The 22,480-nt window shown below is 67.5% G+C and carries 18 protein-coding genes and 1 pseudogene; 11 read left to right on the forward strand and 8 right to left on the reverse strand.

What is annotated here, in order from left to right:
• Positions 1 to 159: 159 nt before the first annotated feature.
• Positions 160 to 1,920 carry an aa3-type cytochrome oxidase subunit I gene (gene ctaD, locus ALI144C_RS31010; RefSeq protein WP_076990725.1) on the reverse strand — a complete coding sequence of 587 codons (1,761 nt, stop codon included), beginning with the start codon at positions 1,918 to 1,920 and terminating at the stop codon, positions 160 to 162.
• 214 nt (positions 1,921 to 2,134) lie between these two features.
• On the opposite strand from ctaD, the gene ALI144C_RS31015 reads away from it, so the two are divergent.
• Complete coding sequence (locus ALI144C_RS31015; protein ID WP_202819095.1) at positions 2,135 to 3,346, forward strand: PP2C family protein-serine/threonine phosphatase; 1,212 nt, start codon at positions 2,135 to 2,137, stop codon at positions 3,344 to 3,346.
• 56 nt (positions 3,347 to 3,402) lie between these two features.
• Here the strand turns inward: ALI144C_RS31015 and ALI144C_RS31020 are convergent, their stop codons facing one another.
• Complete coding sequence (locus tag ALI144C_RS31020) at positions 3,403 to 4,545, reverse strand: thioester reductase domain-containing protein (RefSeq protein WP_076990726.1); 1,143 nt, start codon at positions 4,543 to 4,545, stop codon at positions 3,403 to 3,405.
• 98 nt (positions 4,546 to 4,643) lie between these two features.
• On the opposite strand from ALI144C_RS31020, the gene ALI144C_RS31025 reads away from it, so the two are divergent.
• The 3 genes from ALI144C_RS31025 to ALI144C_RS31035 are packed head-to-tail and all read left to right on the forward strand — an operon-like array spanning position 4,644 to position 11,202.
• Complete coding sequence (locus ALI144C_RS31025; protein WP_076990727.1) at positions 4,644 to 5,204, forward strand: EF-hand domain-containing protein; 561 nt, start codon at positions 4,644 to 4,646, stop codon at positions 5,202 to 5,204.
• Positions 5,201 to 6,496: an acyltransferase domain-containing protein gene (locus ALI144C_RS31030; RefSeq protein ID WP_083753540.1), complete on the forward strand. Its 1,296-nt coding sequence runs from the start codon at positions 5,201 to 5,203 to the stop codon at positions 6,494 to 6,496. The genes ALI144C_RS31025 and ALI144C_RS31030 overlap by 4 nt, the downstream gene beginning before the upstream one ends.
• Positions 6,497 to 6,498: 2 nt before the next feature.
• A complete protein-coding gene (locus tag ALI144C_RS31035) occupies positions 6,499 to 11,202 on the forward strand; it encodes an SDR family NAD(P)-dependent oxidoreductase (RefSeq protein WP_143230976.1) in 4,704 nt (1,567 codons plus the stop codon).
• Here ALI144C_RS31035 and ALI144C_RS31040 read toward each other — a convergent pair.
• Together ALI144C_RS31040 and ALI144C_RS31045 are read right to left on the reverse strand one after the other, a co-directional pair.
• Positions 11,151 to 12,194, reverse strand: coding sequence for an LLM class flavin-dependent oxidoreductase (locus ALI144C_RS31040; RefSeq protein ID WP_076990993.1), 1,044 nt, complete (start codon positions 12,192 to 12,194; stop codon positions 11,151 to 11,153). The genes ALI144C_RS31035 and ALI144C_RS31040 overlap by 52 nt on opposite strands.
• Positions 12,195 to 12,384: 190 nt before the next feature.
• Positions 12,385 to 12,735: a hypothetical protein gene (locus ALI144C_RS31045; protein ID WP_076990729.1), complete on the reverse strand. Its 351-nt coding sequence runs from the start codon at positions 12,733 to 12,735 to the stop codon at positions 12,385 to 12,387.
• 240 nt (positions 12,736 to 12,975) lie between these two features.
• On the opposite strand from ALI144C_RS31045, the gene ligD reads away from it, so the two are divergent.
• A complete protein-coding gene (ligD, locus tag ALI144C_RS31050; RefSeq protein ID WP_076990730.1) occupies positions 12,976 to 14,550 on the forward strand; it encodes a non-homologous end-joining DNA ligase in 1,575 nt (524 codons plus the stop codon).
• A 159-nt stretch (positions 14,551 to 14,709) separates the two neighbouring features.
• Here ligD and ALI144C_RS31055 read toward each other — a convergent pair whose 3' ends face one another.
• Positions 14,710 to 15,120, reverse strand: coding sequence for a peptidase inhibitor family I36 protein (locus ALI144C_RS31055; RefSeq protein ID WP_076990731.1), 411 nt, complete (start codon positions 15,118 to 15,120; stop codon positions 14,710 to 14,712).
• A gap of 233 nt (positions 15,121 to 15,353) precedes the next feature.
• Here ALI144C_RS31055 and ALI144C_RS31060 point away from each other — a divergent pair, with 233 nt between their 5' ends.
• Positions 15,354 to 15,998, forward strand: coding sequence for a phosphate signaling complex PhoU family protein (locus ALI144C_RS31060; protein ID WP_076990994.1), 645 nt, complete (start codon positions 15,354 to 15,356; stop codon positions 15,996 to 15,998).
• 86 nt (positions 15,999 to 16,084) lie between these two features.
• On the opposite strand, the gene ALI144C_RS31065 is transcribed toward ALI144C_RS31060, so the two are convergent.
• Entirely contained in the window at positions 16,085 to 16,294 is a 210-nt protein-coding gene (locus ALI144C_RS31065) for a hypothetical protein (protein WP_237774398.1), read from the reverse strand.
• A gap of 56 nt (positions 16,295 to 16,350) precedes the next feature.
• Here ALI144C_RS31065 and ALI144C_RS31070 point away from each other — a divergent pair.
• From ALI144C_RS31070 to ALI144C_RS31090, 5 genes and pseudogenes are all read left to right on the forward strand, one after another.
• Positions 16,351 to 16,584 (forward strand): annotated as a pseudogene (locus ALI144C_RS31070) (helix-turn-helix domain-containing protein); the annotation flags it as partial.
• A 91-nt stretch (positions 16,585 to 16,675) separates the two neighbouring features.
• A complete protein-coding gene (locus tag ALI144C_RS31075; protein ID WP_076990732.1) occupies positions 16,676 to 18,031 on the forward strand; it encodes a glucose-6-phosphate dehydrogenase in 1,356 nt (451 codons plus the stop codon).
• 220 nt (positions 18,032 to 18,251) lie between these two features.
• On the forward strand, positions 18,252 to 19,460 hold the full coding sequence (locus tag ALI144C_RS31080; protein WP_076990733.1) for a cation:proton antiporter: 1,209 nt from the start codon (positions 18,252 to 18,254) through the stop codon (positions 19,458 to 19,460).
• A gap of 27 nt (positions 19,461 to 19,487) precedes the next feature.
• The gene (locus tag ALI144C_RS31085) at positions 19,488 to 19,931 is read left to right on the forward strand and encodes a CBS domain-containing protein (protein WP_076990734.1); all 444 of its coding nucleotides are present in this window, start codon (positions 19,488 to 19,490) and stop codon (positions 19,929 to 19,931) included.
• A 10-nt stretch (positions 19,932 to 19,941) separates the two neighbouring features.
• Positions 19,942 to 21,225 (forward strand): SLC13 family permease, encoded by a 1,284-nt coding sequence (locus ALI144C_RS31090; protein WP_076990996.1) that lies wholly within the window; start codon positions 19,942 to 19,944, stop codon positions 21,223 to 21,225.
• Between the two features lie 10 nt (positions 21,226 to 21,235).
• Here the strand turns inward: ALI144C_RS31090 and ALI144C_RS31095 are convergent, their stop codons facing one another.
• A complete protein-coding gene (locus ALI144C_RS31095; RefSeq protein ID WP_237774399.1) occupies positions 21,236 to 21,727 on the reverse strand; it encodes a DUF5662 family protein in 492 nt (163 codons plus the stop codon).
• 71 nt (positions 21,728 to 21,798) lie between these two features.
• Positions 21,799 to 22,398, reverse strand: a complete 600-nt coding sequence (locus tag ALI144C_RS31100) for a TetR/AcrR family transcriptional regulator (protein ID WP_076990735.1) — start codon at positions 22,396 to 22,398, stop codon at positions 21,799 to 21,801.
• Positions 22,399 to 22,480 lie beyond the last annotated feature (82 nt).

Genomic DNA, 22,480 nt, shown 5'->3' on the forward strand with positions numbered 1-22,480 from the left:
TGTACCCCACCCGAGCTCATCTCACACGACACGTTCTCCCGCCGCTGCGACAGCAGGCACGACAACGACGAGGACGCTCCAGGTGGTCGCCCCCTGGAGGATCATCGCTGCTCACAGTGGAACCTGACTCGACCGTCACCGAACCGCCGTGAAGCGCCTTCACTTCTCGCGTGGGTCATCGGTCTTCTCGTCGTGCTGTGTTTTGGCGGCCCCGATCTCGGAAGGCGCCGCCGCTTCGCTGCTCTGCCCCCTGCCTGAGTGCGCTTCGGCGTGGACGCGGTCCACCATGTGCGGATAGTGCAGTTCGAAGGCCGGGCGTTCCGAGCGGATCCGGGGCAGTTCGAGGAAGTTGTGCCGAGGCGGTGGCGATGTGGTGGCCCATTCCAGCGAGTTGCCGAACCCCCACGGGTCGTCGGCGTCGGCTCGTTGGCCGTAACGGTAGCTCTTGACCACGTTCCAGATGAACGGCAGGACCGACGCCCCGAGGATGTACGAGCCGATGGTGGAGATCAGGTGCAGGGTGGTGAACTCGTCGGTGGGGAGGTAGTCGGCGTACCGGCGCGGCATGCCCTCGTTGCCGAGCCAGTGCTGGACGAGGAACGTGCCGTGGAAACCGAGGAATGTGGTCCAGAAGTGCAGCTTGCCGAGTCGTTCGTCCAGGTGCCGCCCGGTGATCTTGGGGTACCAGAAGTAGATCCCGGCGAAGGTGGCGAACACGATGGTGCCGAACAGCACGTAGTGGAAGTGCGCGACGACGAAGTAGGTGTCGTGCACGTGGAAGTCGATCGGTGGTGACGCCAGCAGGATGCCGGTCAGCCCGCCGAGCAGGAACGTGACCAGGAAACCGATGCTGAACAACATCGGGGCCTCGAACGTGAGCGAGCCCTTCCACATGGTCAGGATCCAGTTGAAGAACTTCACCCCGGTCGGTACCGCGATCAGGAACGTCATGAACGCGAAGAACGGCAACAGGACCGCGCCCGTGGCGAACATGTGGTGCGCCCACACCACGACCGACAGCGCGGTGATCGACACGGTCGCCCAGACCAGCGCCTTGTAGCCGAACAGGGGTTTGCGGCTGAACACGGGGATGATCTCGGAGATGATCCCGAAGTACGGCAACGCGACGATGTAGACCTCGGGATGGCCGAAGAACCAGAACAGGTGCTGGAAGATGATCGCGCCGCCGTTGGCCGGGTCGAACACGTGCGCCCCGAGGTGCCGGTCGGCCAGCAGCCCGAACAGCGCCGCGGTGAACACGGGGAACGCGATCAGGACCAGGATGCTGGTGAAGAAGATGTTCCAGGTGAAGATCGGCATCCGCCACATCGTCATCCCCGGCGCCCGCAGGCACACCACGGTGGTGATCATGTTGACCGCGCCGAGGATCGTGGACAGCCCGCCGAGGATCAGCCCCACGTTCCACAGGTCGCTGCCGACGCCGGGCGAGTGGGTGTCCAGGGAGAGCGGTGTGTAGGCGGTCCAGCCGAAGTCGGCGGCTCCACCGGGGGTGAGGAAACCCGACAGGGTGATCAGGCCGCCGAGCAGGTACAGCCAGTACGACATCGCGTTCAACCTCGGGAACGCCACGTCCGGTGAACCGATCTGCAGTGGCAGCACGAAGTTCGCGAAGCCGAACACGTTCGGCGTCGCGTACAGCAACATCATGACCGTGCCGTGCATCGTGAACAGCTGGTTGTACTGCTCGGGCGAGAGGAACTGCATGCCCGGCCAGCCCAACTCGGTCCGCATCAGCAACGCCATCAGGCCACCGGCCATGAAGAACGCGAACGACGTGACCAGGTACATCACACCGATCTGCTTGTGATCGGTCGTCCTGAACAACTGGAGGAACGACTTGCCCTTCACCGGCCGGAGTGTCACCGGTCGAACCTCGACCGGCTTCGGCGCGACCGTCATGGTGCCTCCAACCAGCTCGTGACAGTGTCTCGGCGCGTTTTACCCGTGGACGTGTCAGGCAAACGTCCCGACGCTGATCGACATCGGCGACGGTCAGTTACCCGGGGTTTTCAATGACTCGTCACACCTGATGAGGTGAACGCCGCGTGGGTACCCTGCCCGCCTGGCATGACCCACCAGTGCGCGAGCTGGGAGACTAGGCGGAGGTGGACAAGTGGTCGATGACGGAAAAGGCTTCGAAATGCTGGCGGGTCTGCTGGAGGCCAGCCATCTCGCGAGAATGGAGCAGCTTCCCGCACTGGTCGGCCAGTATGGCGCTCTCGGCGGGTTGCACGACATCAGGATCTTGATCCCGGACATGCGACAGGAGTTGTTGATCGAACTCACCTCGACAGGGCGAGGTGAGGTGTTCTCCGTGGACGCCGGGGTCGCCGGCCGGGCGTTCCGGCACGTCGAGCTCATCGGATCCGACCGGGGCCCGGCAGGTCATCACTTCTGGATTCCCCTGCTGGACGGCACCGAACGGGTGGGTGTTCTCGGCGCCGCCGCGGCGGGAAACGACCCGGCCACCGCGGATCGGCTTCGGGCGCTGGCATCACTTTCAGCCCTGCTCGTGGTCAGCAAACGATCGCACAGCGACTCGTACGCCCGTCTCGTGCGAACCAAACCCATGTCGGTAGCCGCCGAGGTCCTGTGGCCCTTGATGCCGCCGCTGTCGTTCGCCACCGAAGGCCTCGTCGTCACCGGAATCCTGGAACCTGCCTACGAGATCGGTGGCGACGCCATGGATTACGCGGTGGCTGGCGACACCGTGCACCTGTCGATCTTCGACGCCATGGGACACGACCAGGCCGCCGGGCTGACGGCCGCACTGGCCACGGGCACATGTCGCAACTCCCGCCGGAAGAACGCCAGCCTGGCTGCGACGAGTGTCGCGATCGACACCGCCATCGGCGCGCAGTTCGGCCGAACTCGGTTCGCCACTGGCATTCTGGCCGATTTCGACACCACAACCGGGTTGCTCAGCTGGGTCAACCGCGGCCACCCGCCGCCACTGCTGATCCGGCAGGGCCGCTGGCTGAGCGAACTGCGCTGCTCCACCACACCGCCGATGGGCTTCGAGCTACCCATTCCACCGGTACAGTGCCAGCAGCAACTGCAACCCGGTGATCGGCTGCTGCTGTACACCGACGGTATCATCGAGGCTCGCGACCCTGCCGGTCACCAGTTCAGTTTGCGGCGCTTCACCGACTTCATCGCCCGTCATGAAGCGGACGGACTCTCCGCCCCGGAAACACTGCGGCGGCTCATGCGCACAATCCTCGCCTACCAGAATGGTCGCCTGCAGGACGACGCGAGCGTGTTGCTGGTCGAGTGGCGCAACGGCAACCAACGCCACATGACCATCTCCCACCACCAGCAATGAACCATCCCCTCCACTCGTCGACCTGCTTCAGATCAGTCGAGCCCACCCAGAGGCGGTCACCCGGGTGCGACCGCCGCCAGCACGGGAGGGGTGTCGAGGTGGCCGGTTCGGCTGAGGTGCTCGAACATGCGGTGGAACAGGGTCTCATCGGGAGGGGGTGAAGGTGGGACGCCGAGTTGGGCCAGCACGCCAGCGGTCCGATCGCAGGAGACCTGGGGGAAGAGGTGGTCGGGGTCGGTGCCGAGCAGGTACCGAACGGCTTTCCACATCGCCAGTACTGCGAAACAGTTGGTGCTTTCCGGGTGTTCGCGCAGGACCTGTTCCCATTCGGTTGTGGGGATCTCGCTGATCATGTACCCGGCGGTGCGCATGTGGCGGAACACTTGGTGCAGCAGCAGGGGCCGCGAGTCGGCGAGGTGGAAAGTGCTGCCGACCAAGGCTGGATCCGCCGCGCCCAGCGCGGTGATCGACCGGACCACGTGGTCGACCGTGGCCGCGGGCACCCAGCCGGGGCAGCGCGGGGCCAGCCCGATCTCGGCGCAGGTGCGGATGATCCGGACCAGGATGTCGCTGTCCAGGCAGGCTCCGGTGGCGGTTTCGCCCAGTATGAGGCCCGGCCGGTGGATCACGGCGGGCAGGCCGCGGCGCATCGCGGCGCGCACCGTGTTCTCGGCGACCATCTTGCTGGTGGTGTAACCGACGCCGCCCGCGGTGACCTCGGTGGGTACCGCCGACTCGTCGACGCGCGGCTGGCCTGCCTGGCGCGACGCGCCAAGAGTGCCCAATGTGGACACGAAGTGCAGTACTGTGCCGTCACCCCGTTCGGCTAGCCGCAACATGGTCTCGGTGCCGCCCACGTTGATCGCGGACAGCCGGTCGGTCTCGGAGACCATGCTGAGCCGGGCCGCGCAGTGGTAGATCGTACGCACCGAATCGGCCAGTTCGTCGAAGTCCGCGGGTGGCATGCCGAGTCCGGGCACACCGAGGTCGCCGAAGACGGGCACCACTCTGGTCCGGTGCTCGGCGGGCACGCCGAGGGCGGACAGTCGAGCCTGCATCCGCTTGGCTGCTCCCTCGGTGCTGCGTCCGCGTACCAGGCAGAACACCGTCGCGCTCGTGGCCGCCAGCAGGGAGGCGGTCAACCGGGCACCGAGAAAACCTGTGACACCAGTGGTCAGAATCGATCTGGTCTGCCCCATTAGCATGACCCCATCTTGCGCCATATGGCCGCAGTTGGTTACAACCTTTAGTGTAATAAATCGTCCTGATGTCACCAGAGCGAAGGCGGCTGACCCCCATGCGGAGCGAACTGCTCGACCGGAAAATGGACAAGGCTTTCAAACATCTGGACATCGACGGCAACGGTCACGTGGAGCGCGAGGATCTGATCGCGTTGGCCACCAGGATCATGGCGAATTTCGGCGAAGCACCCACCTCGACCAAGGGCGTCACGATGCTGGACGCCTTCGAGACCTTCTGGCAGGAACTGATCGCCGCCACCGACACCGACAGGGACGGTCGCATCGATCCCGAGGAGTGGCGGGCCGGGATGGTCGGGGCGTTCGTCACCGAGCGCGGGGGGTTCGAGCGGGGCCTGCGGCCGGCGGTGAACGCGGTATTGCAACTGGCCGACACCGATGGCGACGGCGTGATGGGCGTCGAAGAGTTCGTGGTGTTGCAGCGTGCGTTCGGCACCCCGGAGGCCGAGGCGCGAGACGCGTTCCGCATGCTCGATGCCGACGGCAACGGCCACCTGGATGTGGACGAACTGGCGAACGCGGCGCGGCAGTTCTACACGTCGGCCGACGACAACGCTGTCGGGAACTGGTTCTTCGGCCCGGTCGCCGTGCCCGCATGACGGCACGCACCGCGCTGCTGTTTCCCGGCCAGGGTGGCTACGCACCAGGGGCACTCGCCGCGCTGGCCGGGGAATCCCGACAGGTGCTGCCGGTGCTGCAAGCGGTCGACGAGGTGGCCGCAGAGTATGGCCATGACACGATTTCGTCGCTGCTGGTTGAGGAATCGGCGGATGCGGCCGATGAACTGGCCCGCAGTGATCCCGCCCGGCTGGATCTGGCGATCTTCGCCTGTTCGGTCGCGGTGCACCACGTGCTGCTGGACAGTGGCCGAACGGTTGACGTGCTTGTCGGGCACAGCCTCGGTGAGATCGCCGCGCTGACCGCCGCCGGGGTGTTCACGGTGGCGGACGGAGCGCGCGTGGTGGCCGAGCGGGCGGCGGCGTTCACCCGCAGGAAGCCGCCCGATGGCGGCATGATCAGCCTGGGCCTCGACGAGGCGAGGACCGCGCACCTGCTGGCCGCGCTGGCCACCTGGCGGGTCGAGATCGCCGCGGTCAACGCGCCGACGCAGACCGTGGTGTCCGGGCCGACCGACGAGTTGACGGCGGTCGAGGCGGCGACGGTGGCCGTGGGTATCCCGTCCCGCTGGCTGTCCGCGCCGTATCCGTTCCACAACGCGATGCTGGAGCCGGTCGCGGCCGCTTTCGCGCAGGCTGTGGCAGGAATTCCGGTGCGTCGGCCACGGACACGGGTGTATTCGCCCATCGCCCTGCGGCCCTACCGGGCCGACACCGATGTCCTGGCCGAACTGGTGTCGCACCTGGCCCGGCCGGTGCGCTTCGCCGAGGCGGTCCGGAGGTTGCACGCCGACGGTGTCACCGCCTTCGTGGAGTGCGGTGCGGGCCGAGTCCTCACCGGCCTCGTCACCCGTGGCCTGTCAGGGGTGGATACCGAATCCCCGCTCACCTCGAGCATGCCGCGGGCCCGATCGAGCGCGCAGCAACCCGCAGCGGTACCGGTGCAGCGTCCGGCCGCCGAGAAACCGACGGCGCCGGAATCTCCCGACAGCCGTACGGCGACCATGCCCGCGGGCGACGCGTTGCTCGAGACGCTGCGGCAGGAATACGCCGATGCGCTCGGCTACCCGGCCGAGGTGTTCGTCGACGAGGCCGACCTGGAGGCCGACCTCGGCGTGGATTCGCTGAAACAGGTCGAGATCTTCGCCAGGCTGCGCAAGCGGTTCGACCTGCCCGCACCGCCGGACGGCAGGCAGATCAGCGCCTACCGCACGCTTCCGGCGGTGGCCAACGGACTGCGGGAACTGGCGGCCGACACCCCGGCCACACGGTGACCGTGCCCGGGGACAACACCCAGTCGGTGGCCGTGGTCGGCATGGGGATGGTGGCGCCAGGGGCGAACTCGGTGCCGGAGTTCTGGGACCGGCTGGTCTCCGGTGAGCCCGCGTTCAGCGAGCCCGGGGAGCGGTACCGGGTTGCCGACTTCCACGCCACCGACCGCAGCGCGGTCGATCGCGGCTATGCCCGGAGCACCGGGGTGATCCACGAGCACGATGGCGTGCCCGAGACCGACTTCGAGGTGCGCTGGCTGCGACGGGCGCTGCGCGAGGCGGCCGCCACCACCACCAGTCGAGCAGGCGACCGGTTCGGCATGTTCGTCGGTGCCTGGGCGGATGGCAGCCAGCACCTGGAGGAGTCGATCGCGGTCAGCACGGCAGCCCGGGAGATCGGAGCCCGCACCGGGATGGATCCGTTGGAAGTGTGGGAGTTGCTTCGGCCGCACTACCGGTTCGCCGACCCGGTGCTCGACCGGCACCTCGCGCACATGGTCCCGCGGTTGGCCACCGAAGGCATCCTGCCAGCGGACACCGCGTGCCTGACCGTCGACACCGCGTGCGCCTCGTCGCTGTACGCGATCGACCTGGGTACCCACGCGCTGTTGGATGGCGAGGTGGACATCGCCTACTGCGGCGGTGTGCTCAGCCTGGGTCCCCGGATCCTGGTGCTGTTCAGCAAACTCGGTGGTCTGGCACCGCGCGGGCGGGTGCGCTGCTTCGACGCCGAGGCTGACGGCACCCTTTTCTCCGACGGCGCCGCGCTCGTCGCGTTGAAGAGGCTCGACCGCGCACTGGCCGATGGTGACAAGGTGCTGGCTGTGCTGGCTGGGTTCGGCGCCGCGGCCGACGGCAAGGGCAAGGCGATCTACGCACCGAATCCGGTCGGTCAGCGCCTGGCCATCCGAAGAGCACGTGCGGTCAACGACATCACGGCGAAGCAGGTCGACCTGGTCATCGCGCACGCCACCGGTACACCAGCCGGGGACGGCAGCGAACTGGGTGTGCTCGCGGGTGTCGCTGGTCCGCGACCCCTGCGGTGCGTGTCGAACAAGGCGGTGGTCGGCCACACCGGCTGGGCGGCGGGCGTGGTGTCGGTGATCCACGCCATCTTGTGCCTGCGCAACGACAGCGTGCCCGCACAGCCCGGGGTGACCGCGTTGCCCGCTCACTGCCGGGATCTACCGGTCACAGTGCCCGCAGAGCACACCCCGCTTCCCGGTCCGGCCAGGACGGTCGGGGTATCCGCGTTCGGTTTCGGTGGCACCAACGGACACCTGATCATCCAGGACGCCCCGACCGCGTCGAGCGGCCCGATCGCCGCGCCGCCCTCGGCCGACGAGGACATGGTGCTGGTGGCCTGGAGTGCCCACCTCCCAGGCCAACCCGACCGCACGCTGGTCGCCGCGCGGCTGGCGGCCGGATCCGCACCGGCGGAACAGGCGTGTTTCGGTGCCGACTATCCATCGCCGCCGTTCCACGAGGCGCGGTTGCCCGCTCGCACGATACGGGCCGTCGATCGCTGCCAGCTGATGGCGTTGTCCGTGGCCGGCCGGTTCGCCGCAGATAGTGGTCCACTATGGACTAATCGGGTTGATCGAACCGCGGTGATCGCCGCTCACACAGGGCCCACTCTCAGCTCGATGCAGGCCACCTCGCGCTGCTACGCGCACGGCATGGCGCGGATCTTCGCGGACACCCCACACCAGGACGCCTGCGCCGACTGGCTGCGCGCGCTGCGCGACGAGGTACCACCGACCAGCGAGGACACTCAACCGGGCACGATGGCCAACATCATCGCGTCCCGCATCGCCAACCTGCTCGACCTGCACGGACCGGCCATGCTCACCGACGCCGGGCCCGCAGGTGGCTTGGCCGCGCTCCACATGGCGCGCGGCCAACTGCTCCGACGGACGGTCGACCTCGCGCTGGTACTCGGCGTCAACGGCAACCCGCATCCCCTGATACCGCGCTTCGGAGTCGTCCCGGCCGAGGGCGCCTTTCTGCTGGCGCTGGCCCGTTCGAGCACGGCCAACGAGCAAGGCTGGCCGGTGCTGGCCCGGATCGACACCAGGCTGCGTCCTCGCGACGACGCCGCCGGCGAGGTGTGTCCTGTCGACGGGGAACCTCTCGACTACGGCGGCGCCACCGCGCTGATCCCGTTGCTGCGCGCAGTTTGTACCCACGCTGGCCCGTTGCGGATCCACGGCACCGAGCATGATCCGGAAGTCACGGTAACACCGGTCAGGCCTCGGCAGGCCGCACGGTGGCGGCACGTCCTGCGCCCGAGGTCCACGCCACTGGTCACGCTGACGGCCATCCCGCCGGGGTGTCTGGTCCTAGCGGGGTCCGCCGAGTTGGCCAACGCGTTGGCCGATCAAGTGCGTAGGCACGATGCGCGACTGCTGTGCACCGACCCGACCACTGCGGGTTCTGCGACAGTCGTACCCACTGTGGATGACAGTAGCCAGCTGCGTGGGCTGGTCGCCGACACCGACCACATCAGAGTGTTCGCCACTACCGAAGGCTGGGACTGGCCAGCGGTGCCGACCCGACCCACCGTGGCGCTGCGCGATCTGCTCTTCCTCGCGACCAAGCACAACAACCGCAGGCTGGCCGAAGGAAGTGTCGCGATCGGACTGATCGACCGCAACACACGTCCACATCCGCACACCGCACTGTTCACCGGCTTCATCAAGAGCCTGGCCTGGGAACTGCCCACCGCACGGGTACACGCGCTGATCACCGACAGCCCCGATATCGACGCGTTGGTCACCAACACCGCAGTTGTCCCCGCCGACGGTGTTCCGGTGACCCGGATCAGCGACGGCGTCCGGCACGGCCCGGTACTGGAACCGATCGAGGCTGCGGTAGGCCCCGCTGTACTCAATCCGGAATCCACAGTGCTGGCCATCGGCGGCGCGAGAGGAATCACCGCAGCCGCGGTCGCGGCGATCGCCCGCCGCCATCGGCCGCGGCTGTGGCTGGTCGGCAGTCTCGACCTGGACGTCTTTCCCGCCGACACGCTGCGGATGGACCCCGTCGTCCTGCGCGCCGGTCGCGCCGATTTCATCGCCGACCACCTGCGGAGCGGTCAAGGGTTGTCCGTCGCGCAGATCAACCACCGGTTTGAGCGACTGTTGTCAGCCAACGAAGCCTGGCACACACTGGCGCAACTGCGCGCACTGTGCGGCGACGACAGGGTCGACTACCTGTGCTGCGATATCACCGCCCCGGCCGCGACCGCCCGTATGGCAAAAGCTGTCCAGAGCGGACATGACCGGCTTGACCTGCTGCTCAACGGCGCGGGCCTGCACCGGTCCGGTTCGGTGGCCACCAAGAGTCTCGACTGGTTCCGTCGCGTGCAGCAAGTCAAGATCAACGGATACGTCAACCTCCGTGCCGCCTTCGCATCCAGCCTGCCGCGCCGATGGTGCAATTTCGGTTCGCTGGCAGGTTTCTCTGGATTGCCTGGCGAGACCGACTATGCAGCGGCCAACGAACTGCTCGCCCAATCCGCCCGGTGGGCACCGTCAGCCGAGTTCACCATCGAGTGGCCGCAATGGGCGCAGACCGGTATCGCGACCAGGTCGTTCCTGCCCGGATCCGAGCGGGCCGCCAGTTTCTCCTCGATCAGCAACGCCGAGGGCGAGGAGCACCTGTTCGCCGAGCTGGCTGCCGACCGCGACCCGGAGAACGCCGTGATCACCGTGCTCGGTGAGCGCGACGTGAACACCATCCACCGCCAGTTCTCCACTGCGGCTGACGCCCGACCGGTGTTGCCGTACCTGCGTTCCCCCGACAGCCGCACCGACGCCATCACCGTCTGGACCCTGACCCTCGACGGTGCGGACGACCCCGCACTGCGAGATCACCTCGTCGACGGCAGACCCACCTTGCCGGGCACCTTCGTCCTGGAGATCGCCGCTGAGGCGGCCCTGCAGGTGCTGCCAGGCCACCACATGTGTGCCCTTCGGAACGCCAAGTTCTCCGCGTTTCTGCGCACCCCGGCCGACCGCGCCAAGGACTACACCGTCCGCGCCTCACTGCTGCCCGGAACGGGCGAGCTTCGCACGGTACGAATCACCGTCACGTCCGACGTCATCCACAATGGACGGATTCTTCGCGCCGACCGTGAACACGCCAGCGTCGAAGTGGTATTGGCACCTACTGCGCAGCCGCCTGCCCTGCAACCGTTCGCGGGCACCCCGGAGCCGGTCCGACAAACCGACGATCCCTACTACTCGCCGGACTTCCCGGTGCACCTGCGTGGAATGTACCGCAACACCGTCGACTGCCGAACAGACTTCGCCCGCGCCCGCGCACGTTGGTGGGTGGCCCCCAATCTGATCCCCCCGGCCCAGCGCGGTGCGGTCCTGCCAGCACTCGTGCTGGACGCACTGATCCGTGTGCTCCGGCTGCCGGGCGACATGCCGCCCACCGCAGCGGTTCCCGACCGGATCGGTGAGATCCACGTGAACAAATCCGTATCGGACTACGCACTGGCCGTTGAGCACCCGGACGGGATCATTCTGCGCGCGGACACCGCCACCGCTGGCGGCACGGCCACAACCACCTCAGGAGACCAGATCGTCACCATCTCAGGTGTGCGTTTCGCCGAACTCGACCCGACCGCGAGCGTGCCCGCCCAGGTTCAGTCGCCGACGCCGGAGTCCGCCAACGCGTCCGCCGCGACGCGCAACTGATCGCACGCAGCGGCCAATCGCTGCCCTGGCAGGATGACGGCCAGCGTGGTCACTCCCACCTCGGCCAGCGCACGCATCCGTTCCGCGATCCGTTGCCGGGGGCCCAGCAGACACACGTCGTCGAGAAGCTGCAAAGGGACTGCGGCCAACGCGCCGTCGTAGTCCTGTGCGGCCAAGCAGTGCCGAACCAGCTCAGCTTCGGACTCGTAGCCCATCCTGGCCACCATGTCCCGGTAGAAGTTGGACGTCTCGCTTCCCATCGCCCCGAGATACCGCACGATGTACGGCCGGACCGAGTCCGCACACGTCCGCCAGTCCGGCCCGGTCACCAGCGGCGCGATCTGCACCACGTCGAAACCTGCCATGTCTAGCCCAGCGCGGCTTCGCCCTGCCGACACCCTGGCCAGGAACTTCGGCGTGTCCCGCAGGGTAAGGAGCAACCCCAGCCACCCGTCGGCGATCTCGCCGGCCAGCTCCAGGTTCTTCGGTCCCAACGCGGCCAGGTAGATCGGCACTCGCGTGCGCTCGGCTCGCACCGCCAACCCGAGCACGGCCCCATCCGGCGACGCCATCGAATAGTGCGCACCCCGGTGCTGGGTCGGCCGCCGGGTCAGCACCTTGCGCACCAGCTCGACGTACTCCCGAGTTCGTTCCAGTGGACGGGAAAACGGCACCCCGTACCACCCTTCCGAGACTCGCGGGCCGGATATCCCCAGTCCTAGCCGAAAACGGCCCCGCGACACAACATCCAACGACGCCGCGGTCATCGCGGTCATCGCCGGAGCCCGTGCCGGAATCTGCAGCACAGCACTGCCCAACTCCATCCGCGAGGTCCGCGCTGCCAACCAGGCCAACATCGACACCGCATCCGACCCGTAGGCTTCCGCGATCCAGACCACCGAACACCCCACGCGCTCGGCTTCAGCAGCCACCTGCCCGGCGTAATCGGGACTCCCGGAATACTCGTACCCCAGATGCAAGCTCAGTCGCACGCCTGGCTCCGTCCCACGGACATACAAGCCACTATGCGCCATCGACCACAGCTCCGCCATGACGCCGACTCCGCACCCCGGAACTTCACTCCATCAGGGAGCTGAGCTGCGTCCGAACGATGCCCAAGAAGGCCACTGATCAAGACGCGAGCCGATGGTAGCTCGGATTACTCGAGGGATTCGAGACCGCTCAGTCAAGTTGGTTCAGCTCCGACTGTGCCAAGGCCATGGAGGTGCACGCGGGCGACACGTCACCAGTGGCCAACCGCGCGAACGCGTCGCGCAGATAGCTCATCGCGGTGGCCAACGGTCCGCCGGGCTGTTGGGCCGCCCGCGCGGCGAGCTCGTTGCCGAAGGGAGCGGCGGCTCTGGTGAACGCGAGCAACACCGTGTTGACCGTTTCCGTCACCATTTCCGCTGTGTTTCTGCCCGAAGTCAGCTCGTTGGCGTCGGACTCGACGGTTTGCAGTCGCGGTAGCGCTTCGACGATTGCCTGCCGTAGAACTTGCACGGGGTCGGCTTCCCTCTCCTGAGCGGTCACGAGGCGCAGCTTAGGAGAAGTGGGTCATCGACTCGATCGGGGCACAAAGCAGAGTCAGTCCGGCACCAGCGGGTATTCCGGCGACCTTGTTCAGTACCTCGTCGTAGCGAGCGGACACCGTGTCCGTTTTCGCGCGTTCGGCCTTGGAGTTCTCGGTTCCAGGTGCAGGAATCGCGACTCCGCCTGCGTCTGTCCTGCCGATCCGGGGTAGCTTGTTCTCGACGCGGGTACTTACACAAGGTGACGGACAACGACCGGCTAGCCCCGTATCGAGCGAAACGCGACTTCTCGACGACCGCGGAACCGGCGGGCGGGCGACCTGCGCACGGGTCGAGCAGGTATGTGGTGCAGCGACACCGTGCACGCCGGACGCACTACGACTTCCGGCTCGAACTGGACGGCGTCCTGGTCAGCTGGGCAGTCCCCCGCGGACCGACCCTCGATCCGAAGGCCCGTCAGCTCGCCGTGCACGTCGAAGATCACCCGATCGAGTACTTCGACTTCGAAGGCGTGATCCCGAAGGGGCAATACGGCGGTGGCGACGTCACCGTCTGGGACTGGGGAACCTGGGAACCTGCGAAGACGAAGGATCCGCGTAAGGCGATCGCCAACGGTGAACTGCACTTCGACCTGCACGGCGACAAGCTCGCCGGGCGGTTCGTGCTGGTCCGCAGGGACGACGAGAAGAACTGGATCCTGATCCACAAGAACGACGAACACGCCCGACCCGGTTGGAACCCGGACGACCTGCCGAAATCGGTGAAGACCGGCCGAACGAACGACGAAGTGGCCCACGCGCCGGACGCACTGTGGCGAAGCGACGTCCCAGCCGAGGAAGCCGAGCAACTCCTTGTACCACAACCAGTCCGGTCATGGCCCGCGTTGACCGACGACGAGCTCGCGGCGCTCGACGAGATGAAGACGACCGGCCGATGGTCCATCCAGGGCCGCGAGGTGCGACTGACCAACCTGGACAAAGTCCTGGTCCCCGCCGATCCGCCCATCACGAAACGGGAACTGATCCGCTACTACGCGCTCATCGCCCCGTTCATGCTGCCCTACCTCGCCGAACGACCGGTGAACACCCACCGGTTCCCCGACGGGGTGGACCAGCCGGGATTCTGGCACAAGGAAGTACCCGGCCACGCCCCGGACTGGCTGACGCAATGGCACAACCAGGACGCCGACGACGGCGAAACCCAGTGCTACGCCATTCTCGACAGCATCCCCGCACTGGTCTGGATGGCCAACTTCGGCGGGATCGAACTGCACCCGTGGACCTCACGTCTGCCCCACGTGCACGAACCCAGCTGGGCACTGATCGACATCGACCCCGGCACCGGCACATCGTTCGACGACGTGCTCACCCTCGCCCGGCTGTACCGGACAGCCCTCGACCACCTCCGTGTCTCGGGCATGCCCAAAGTGACCGGCCAACGCGGCATCCAGATCTGGGTCCCCGTCCAGCCCGGCTACACCTTCGACGACACCCGCGACTGGGTGCGCAAGGTGTCCCGCGCCGTCGGCGCGACACTCCCGGACCTGGTCAGCTGGCAGTGGTACCGCAAGGACCGAGCCGGGCGCGCCCGCCTGGACTACACGCAGAACGCCATCAACAAGACACTTGTCGCACCCTTCAGCGTGCGTCCGTCCCGCCACGCACCGGTGTCGGTACCGATCAGCTGGGACGAACTGGACGACCCCGGCTTGCGTCCCGACCGGTGGACCATCCGCACCGTCCTCGACCGTGTCCGGCAGACCGGTGATCCACTTAGGCCTTTGCTCGAAACCGCACAGCGTCTACCGAAGCTGTAGGCGAAACGTAGGGTCGGCTCCGGTCGTGTCCGACGTGGCATTCCGGGTCCTTCTCGTCGCACTGTCGCCGCCAGGCCGGTAGCGTCCGGCGCCGAGATCGTCGTCGCTCCCATCCCCACCGGCACCGAGCGGCACAGGCGGCGGGCTGCGAAGGATCGATTAGCCGCTAGTGGCGATCGAGTGAGCGGGGAACGGCAGTACCGGCACCGAAGCGCCCGCGTTGACGGTGTACCGGTCGCCGGTGTAGTTCGTGCCGGAGTAAACCACCACCCACGATCCTCGTTTGTTCCAGATGGAGCGGACGGGACCGCCCGTATTGCCGGTGGAGTATCGCCACGCGTAGGTGTTGTCGGAATAGCCGGTTCCGCTCCAGCCGCAGACGACGTTCACGGCAGCGTCGCATTGGGAATGGGACATGGGACGGAGACCGGAGTTCTCCGACGCGGCGGTAGCCTGGCTCGTCAGTGACAGGCCGAGAACGGCGGCGATGGCTCCGATTTTGAGAGTCGAACGCAAGTTTTCTCCCCGGTTCATCGGTATGTAGGACAGGTTCCAGTCTGCCGGGCTCACCTGTGGTGTGTGCCCAGTCGTCGACCGGGCCGTGGCCCACGGTAACCACACGGCATTTCACCGCCTTTTCACCGGCCTTTCGCGGCACTGGTCTCAGTGGTCACGCATTGCGCGGAGTTCTCCGCCGGAGAGCACGCGGCATGGCTGCGCAGGTGTGCTCGAGCAAACGCCCAGCTGCCGTGCGCAGGGCCATGAAGGTGTGCCGCTTGTTCCAGATCGGGCAGAATGCCTGGATGCGCGACGCCTTCCAGGGAGCTGTGGCCCAACTCGGTACCGACCTCGCCGCCATGAGCGCGGCCGGTGCCGCCGCGATGCGGCACGCCACCCGGGCGCTGCTGGAGGCCGACCTACCGCTGGCCGAGCAGGTCCTCGCCGACGACGCCACCATCGATGCCCAACGCACCCAGTGCGAGGAACACGCCCACAGTCTGCTGGCCCTGCAAGCCCCGGTCGCCAGCGACCTGCGCGCGGTGCTCGCAGCGGTCTACTGCGCCGAAAAGATCGAGCGAATGGGCGACCTGGCCGCACACCTGGCCGACACCGCCCGCGTGGCCCACCCCAGCCATGCCGTCCCGGTTGACCTGCGGGACACGGTCGCCGAACTGGGCCGGCTCACCGCGAGCATGGCCGATCGGCTGACCACATCCATCACCGCTCCCGAGCCGGGGGTGTTCACCCAACTGGCCGACATCGACAGGACGGTCGACGACCTGCACGCCGGCGTCCTGACCCAGATCACCGACCCGGACTTTCCGCACGGTCCGCGGGCGGCGGCCACCCTCGCCCTGGTGACCCGGTTCTACGAACGGTTCGCCGACCAGGTCGTGTCCGTGGCCCGACGCCTTGACTTCGTCACCACCGGCGAGCTACCCACTTGACCCCGTGCGCTCCGTCGACGAACAGCACCGCGGCGCGCCGAACCTGTCCACAGTGGAGCCAGCCATGTCATCCGGTCGGGGGATCGCTACGCTGGCCGAGGTGGCGGGGCGCTGCCGACGATGGGGCGCCACTGGCGCAGGCTGTCGACGCACACGCCGGGAGCCCGGTAGTGCGGGTCAGCGGCCATGATCGCTTCCACTTCGGCCTGGTCGCCGCGGAACACCAGCAGCGCCCCCGAATCGTCCTGCCAGGGCTCGGCCATCACCAGTCGCCCCGCGGCGTGCAACTCAGTCAAGTGCTGCCGGTGCGCCACACGCGCGGCCAACCGGCGGGGATTCTCGTACTGCGGCGTGGTTGTCGCGCGCGACCAGCCAGTCAGCCACCACGACTGTGGTGTTGCCCGGTGCACAGCAAGGACTCGCCGAAGCGGTCGGAGCGACTCGCGTGTCGGTCCATCGCGCGCTGCGGGCACTGGCGGCCGAAGGCGTTGTCCACATCGAACCGGGCCTTGTGAGGATCCTTGCTCCCGAACTGCTGGCCCGCCGAGCCGAGCCCGATGCCGTAGGGCACGACGGGAAGGCGTGAACGGTGCCGATGGCAGGCGCTGGTCCCGGGTTTCGCCGAGTGCCCCGGCGGGTAACGAGCACCTTGACAGCGTCGGCAATGGAGGTGCTGGGTGGTCGACACGCTCGTCGTGCTGGGTGCTTCGGGTGATCTGGCGGGGCGGTACCTGCTCCCGGCCGCGGCACGGTTGCACGCGGCAGGCATGCTCGATGATCGGGTGACGATCGTGGGCGTGGATCGCGGCACGGCGGACGACGACTCGTTCAGAGCCGAGGCGGCCAAGCGGCTGGAGCACCACGCACCGGACCTCCCCGCGCCGGTGGTTGCCGAATTCGTCAGACGACTGCGATACCACCCCGCGGACGTGACCGACCCCGGCGATCTCGGGTCGGCGCTGGGCAGTCTGCGCGGACCGGCCGTGATCTACCTGGCGCTGCCCAATGCGATCTTCCTGGACACGCTCCGCGCACTGGCACACCATCCGCTGCCGGCGGGCAGCAGGCTCGTGGTGGAGAAGCCGTTCGGTGCCGACCTGGCGGACGCCCGACGGCTCAACGAGGCGATCCACTCCTGCTTCGACGAACGGGATGTCTTCCGCGTCGACCATTTCCTGGCCAAGCAGACCGTGTTGAACGTGCTCGGGCTGCGGTTCGCCAACCGGATCTTCGAACCGGTCTGGAACGCCCTGCACGTCAGCTCGGTGGACATCGTCTGGGACGAGACGCTCGCGCTCGAAAACCGCGCTGGCTACTACGATTCCGCGGGCGCGCTCAAGGACATGATCCAGAACCACCTGCTCCAACTGCTGGCGCTGGTCGCCATGGAACCGCCCACCAGCATGAGCGAGCGGGACCTGCGCAACGGAAAGGTCGACGTCCTGCGCGCGGTCAGGGCGCCCGACCCCGCCCGGATGGCCCAGCTCACCCGCCGAGCCCGATACACAGCCGGTCAGGTCGACGCCCGGGACGTTCCAGCGTACGCGGACGAGTCCGGTGTGGACCCCAGCAGGGAGACCGAGACGTTCGCGGAGGTCACGCTGTTCGTCGACAACTGGCGATGGGCCGGGGTGCCGTTCCGGCTGCGCAGCGGCAAGGCGCTGGGCCGTGACCACCGGGCGATCCTCGTCCACTTCAAACCCACGCCGCACCAGCCGTTCCCGGACACCGCACCGGCCGACGTACTGCGCTTCGCACTCGACCCGGACCGGGTCGAACTCGCCGTGAACCTCAACGGTGCCGGTGACCCGTTCGACCTGGAGCGCGCCGAACTGGCCGCCCGGTTCCCGGCCAACGACCTGCCCGCCTACTCGCGGCTGCTGGTGGAGGTACTGCGCGGCGACCAGACCCTGGCCATCCGCGCCGACGAGGCCGAGGAGTGCTGGCGGATCGTGGAGCCGATCCTCGACGCATGGGCGGCAGGCGCGGTCCCGCTCGAGACCTACCCCGCCGGTTCAGCCGGTCCAGCGTAGGCGCGGAATGAGCGAGACGCCCGCACTGCGTCCCGACGAGTGCGCCGACAGAAAGCTTGTTCTTCCCACTGCGGCAAAGCGGACTTTTCTCTGAGCCTCACGGTCGGCCCGGTTTGCGGTTGATCCATTTTTGCGGCATCTTTACGCGCGGTGCGCCGGGAAGTCTGGTCGGCACTTCGCTGCACGGTGGAGCGGAGTTGAGGCGAGGGGAGACTTCTACGTGGCGCTGGTGCTGGCGTTCGGCGTGGTGTTGTTGATCAGCGTGTCGCTGTCGGGAGTCGCCGCCAGAACCGTGCTGTCGACCGCGCTGATGTTCCTCGTCGCCGGTGCCCTGATCGGCCAGGGCGGTTTCGACCTCGTCCAGATCTCGCCGACCGGACCGCTGGTCACCGGTCTGGCTGACATCGCGTTGTTCACGGTGTTGTTCACCGACGGCCAGCGGGCCAGCCTGCCCGCGTTGAAGGAGGGCTGGCGGCTGTCGGGCCGCGCGTTGGGTCTGGCGATGCCGCTGACCATGATCGGCATCGCGATCCCCGGCCACTTCCTGGCCGGGCTGGACTGGCCGACCGCGCTGCTGCTCGGCGCGATCCTCTCCCCCACCGACCCCGTGTTCGCCTCCGCGATCGTCGGCCGCGACGACGTCCCGCTGCGCCTGCGCCGCCTGCTGAACGTCGAATCCGGGCTCAACGACGGACTCGCGCTCCCGTTCGTGCTCATCTTCCTGGCCACCGCCAATGGCCAGGAGTCCGACCTCGGCAAGGTCGGCATCGAGTTGGCGCTCGGCCTGGTCCTCGGCGTCGTCATCCCCGCCGTCGTCGCGCTGGCCTGGCGGCTGCGCGTCCTGACCGCCGAGCCGCGACTGCAGGCGCTCGGACCGTTGGCGATCGCGGTCGCGCTGTTCGCCGCCTGCCACCTGACCCACGCCAATCCCTATCTGGCCGCGTTCATCGCCGGGTCGACCCTGGCCACGCTGGACCGCACGGCTGCCGAGCACTTCGAGCCGCTCGGTGACCTGCTGTCCGAACTGACCAAATTCGGCGCGCTCCTGGTCTTCGGCGCCCTGATCACCCCGGAGCGGATCTCTCACCTGAGCCTGGGCGACTGGACTGTCGCCGTACTGGCCATCCTGCTCGTGCGCCCGGCGAGCATGCTCCTGTCGCTGGTGCGCACCCGCCTGCCCCAACGAGAACGGACCGCCGCGGCGTGGTTCGGCCCGAAGGGCTTCGCGTCCGTGGTCTACGGCCTGCTCGCCCTCCAGTCCGGTATCCCGGCCGGTGAACACGTCTTCGACCTCGTGGCCATCACCATCGCCGTGTCGATCGTGCTGCACTCCTCCACCGACGTCCCCGTCGCCAAGGCCCTGCGGGTGGAATGCCCCGACAACCTGCCGACCGGCGCGCGTCAAGACCACGACAGGAAATCGGCATGAGCTGCCCCACGGTCGTATTCTGCGGGTGTGCGAGCACGGGACATGGCCGAGGAGTACCCGGTCACCAGCCTGGACGCCGACGCGCTGGAAGCCGCTCGGCTGATGGGCGAGCACCGCATGCCCGGACTGGTGGTGACCGACACCGACGGCTGCCCGCACTCAGTGCTGGGCGCATCCCAGGTAGTGCGCTTCCTGGTGCCGAGCTACGTCCAGGACGACCCGGCACTGGCCGGGGTGATCGACGAGCAGTTCGCCGACAAGGTGGCCGACAAGCTCTCCGGACACATCGTGCGCGAGTTGCTTCCCAAGGACCGTCCGGAGTTGGCGGTCGCCGAGGCGGACGACACGGTCATCGAGGTGGCCGCGGTGATGGCCCGCATGCGCTGCCCGTTGGTCGCGGTCGTCGAGAACAAGCAGCTCATCGGCGTGATCACCGCATCCCGGTTGCTGGAGTTCGCCCTGGCACGCTGAGGAGCACGTGGTGATCGCCGTCGCGGTCACCGTGTTCGTGGTGGCCTACATCCTCATCGCGACCGAGAAGGTCCACCGCCTGATCGCCGCACTCGGCGGCGCCGCGGTGCTGATGGCCATCGGTGTCGTCGGCTCGCAAGACGCCTTCTACTCGCACGACACCGGCATCGACTGGGACGTCATCTTCCTGCTGCTCGGCATGATGATCATCGTCGGGGTGCTGCGCAGGACCGGCGTGTTCGAATACGTCGCGATCTGGGCCGCCAAGCGCGCGGGCGGGTCACCCCTCAGAGTCATGATCCTGCTGGTCCTGATCACCGCGATCGCCTCGGCGTTCCTGGACAACGTCACCACCGTGCTGCTGATCGCGCCGGTCACCCTGCTCGTGTGCGACCGGCTCGGGATCAGCCCGATCCCGTTCCTGATCGCCGAAGTGCTCGCCTCGAACATCGGCGGCGCGGCCACGTTGATCGGCGACCCGCCCAACATCATCATCGGCAGCCGGGCGGGCTTGTCGTTCAACGACTTCCTCGCCCACATGACGCCGATCATCGCCGTCGAGCTGATCGTGTTCACACTGATCCTGCCGTTGCTGTTCCGCGGCTCGTTCACGGCCGACCCCGACCGCGTCGCCAGTGTGATGGCGCTCAACGAGCGCGAAGCGATCCGCGACACCCGGCTGCTGGTCAAGTGCGGCGCGGTGCTCCTTGTGGTCTTCGTCGGCTTCGTCGGGCACTCGGCGTTCCACATCGAACCCTCCGTGGTCGCGCTGCTGGGCGCCGGGGTCTTGGTCCTGATCACGAACCTGCGACCACGTGACTTCATGGGCGGTGTCGAGTGGGAGACGCTGCTGTTCTTCGCCGGGTTGTTCATCATGGTGGGCGCACTGGTCAAAACCGGTGTCATCGGCACTCTCGCCACCTGGGCCGCCGATGCCACCGGCGGTGACGCGCTCGTGGCGGTGATGCTGATCCTCGGCGTGTCCGCCCTGCTGTCCGGGGTCATCGACAACATCCCCTACGTGGCCACCATGAGCCCACTCGTGCACCAACTGGCCGCGGGCATCAGCGACCCGACCCACTCCCAGGCATTGTGGTGGTCGTTGGCGCTCGGCGCGGACCTGGGCGGGAACATGACCGCCGTCGGCGCCAGCGCCAACGTCGTCGTACTGGGCATCGCCGCTCGTGCCGGATCCCCGATCAGCTTCTGGGAGTTCACCAAGAAAGGCTCGATCGTCACAGTGATCACGATCGCGGTCGCCGCTCCGTATCTCTGGTGGCGTTACTTCGCCTGACAGCGCCGTGTCAGGGCGCTGCGTTGTGGTCTGGCTCCGCGGCCAGCCACCCGAAGTGGCGAGCGGTGTTCGCCAGGATGTCCATCAGCTGTGGTGCGATACCGAACCGTTCGCGGTTGATCGTCAGGCTGTCCGCGAGGTCGCCATGCGAGGTGCGTTCGGTGGCCGCCTTCCAGTCCGCCAGCATCTCGAGCAGGTCGACGAGGGTCATGCCGTTGATCCCGTCGGCGAAGTGCTCTGGGTGATGACGGTTGTGCGCGTAATGGTGTCGCAGCCCCTCGCCCATCGCGTCGACCAGAGTCCGATACTCCACGCTGCCGTAGGTCGCGGTGCGCAGTTGCGGCACGACCTCGTCGTAGACTGCCCGCTCCGGCTCGCGGGTCTTGCTCAGGTCGTGTCGGACCGACCGGTCAAGCAACTCCTTGATCAGCTCGCCCATCAGCTCGGCGACTCGCAGGCTGTGCCGAAGAGTGTCTGGCGTGGAGTCGAACGACATGGTCATGTACCCCCTGGTGTGGGCCGCCCGTGATGTGATTGCCGACGGGCAGGATCGATCGTGCAGCCTGCACGCACCTAGGTACTCCTGAACAGCCGGTCCAGGTGCACGTCGATCGCGGCGAGCGCGTCCTGGGGCTCGATCACGTCGAGTTCGATCAGGGAGGTGAAACCGGTGAGGGCGAGGAGCAGGTTGATCTCGGTCGCCGGGTCGCAGCCGGGGTCGATGTGCCCGTCGGCGATCGCCTGGCGGACCAACTGCTCGACGAGGGCCCGCCCTTGGACGAGGCCGCGGCGCGCATGCTCGTGTACGGCCTTGTCGTGCAGCGCCTCCAGGACGTAGGCGGCGCTCATCCGGCTGGTCGCGCGGGCGTCGGCGTGCAGGGGAAGCATTTCTGCGAGCGTCAGTCGCAGCACCTCACGGGGGTGCGGACGGTCACCGAGCTTTTCGAGCCCCTGGTGTACCCGCAGCGAGGTCTGCTCGGACGCGAAATCCATGGCGAAGGAGAGCATCGCGGTCCGGGAGGCGAAGTAGTGCTGCAGCTGCCCGAGTGACATGCCCGCCTCCTGCGCCACCACGCGCATCGTCAGCTGTGTGACGCCGCGCTGCTCCACCACCCGCCACAGTGCGCGGGCGATCGCTTCGCGGCGTCCGCGGTGATCCACCTGTTTCGGCATCGCCGACCCTTCCCTCGTACCCCGGGACCGTTCCAATACAGTTGACATAATACACTTGACCTACAACTCTGTGGTCCACTCG

Origin of the sequence: Actinosynnema sp. ALI-1.44, assembly GCF_001984155.1 — a bacterium.
Taxonomy (GTDB): Bacteria; Actinomycetota; Actinomycetes; order Mycobacteriales; family Pseudonocardiaceae; genus Kibdelosporangium.

Bases quoted from the DNA above. Each gene is read 5' to 3' on its own strand.
- ctaD (WP_076990725.1), bottom strand. From the start codon at position 1,920: ATGACGGTCGCGCCGAAGCCGGTCGAGGTTCGACCGGTGACACTCCGG.
- ALI144C_RS31020 (WP_076990726.1), bottom strand. From the start codon at position 4,545: ATGGGGCAGACCAGATCGATTCTGACCACTGGTGTCACAGGTTTTCTC.
- ALI144C_RS31025 (WP_076990727.1), top strand. From the start codon at position 4,644: ATGCGGAGCGAACTGCTCGACCGGAAAATGGACAAGGCTTTCAAACAT.
- ALI144C_RS31030 (WP_083753540.1), top strand. From the start codon at position 5,201: ATGACGGCACGCACCGCGCTGCTGTTTCCCGGCCAGGGTGGCTACGCA.
- ALI144C_RS31060 (WP_076990994.1), top strand. From the start codon at position 15,354: ATGCGCGACGCCTTCCAGGGAGCTGTGGCCCAACTCGGTACCGACCTC.
- ALI144C_RS31095 (WP_237774399.1), bottom strand. From the start codon at position 21,727: ATGACCATGTCGTTCGACTCCACGCCAGACACTCTTCGGCACAGCCTG.
- ALI144C_RS31100 (WP_076990735.1), bottom strand. From the start codon at position 22,398: ATGCCGAAACAGGTGGATCACCGCGGACGCCGCGAAGCGATCGCCCGC.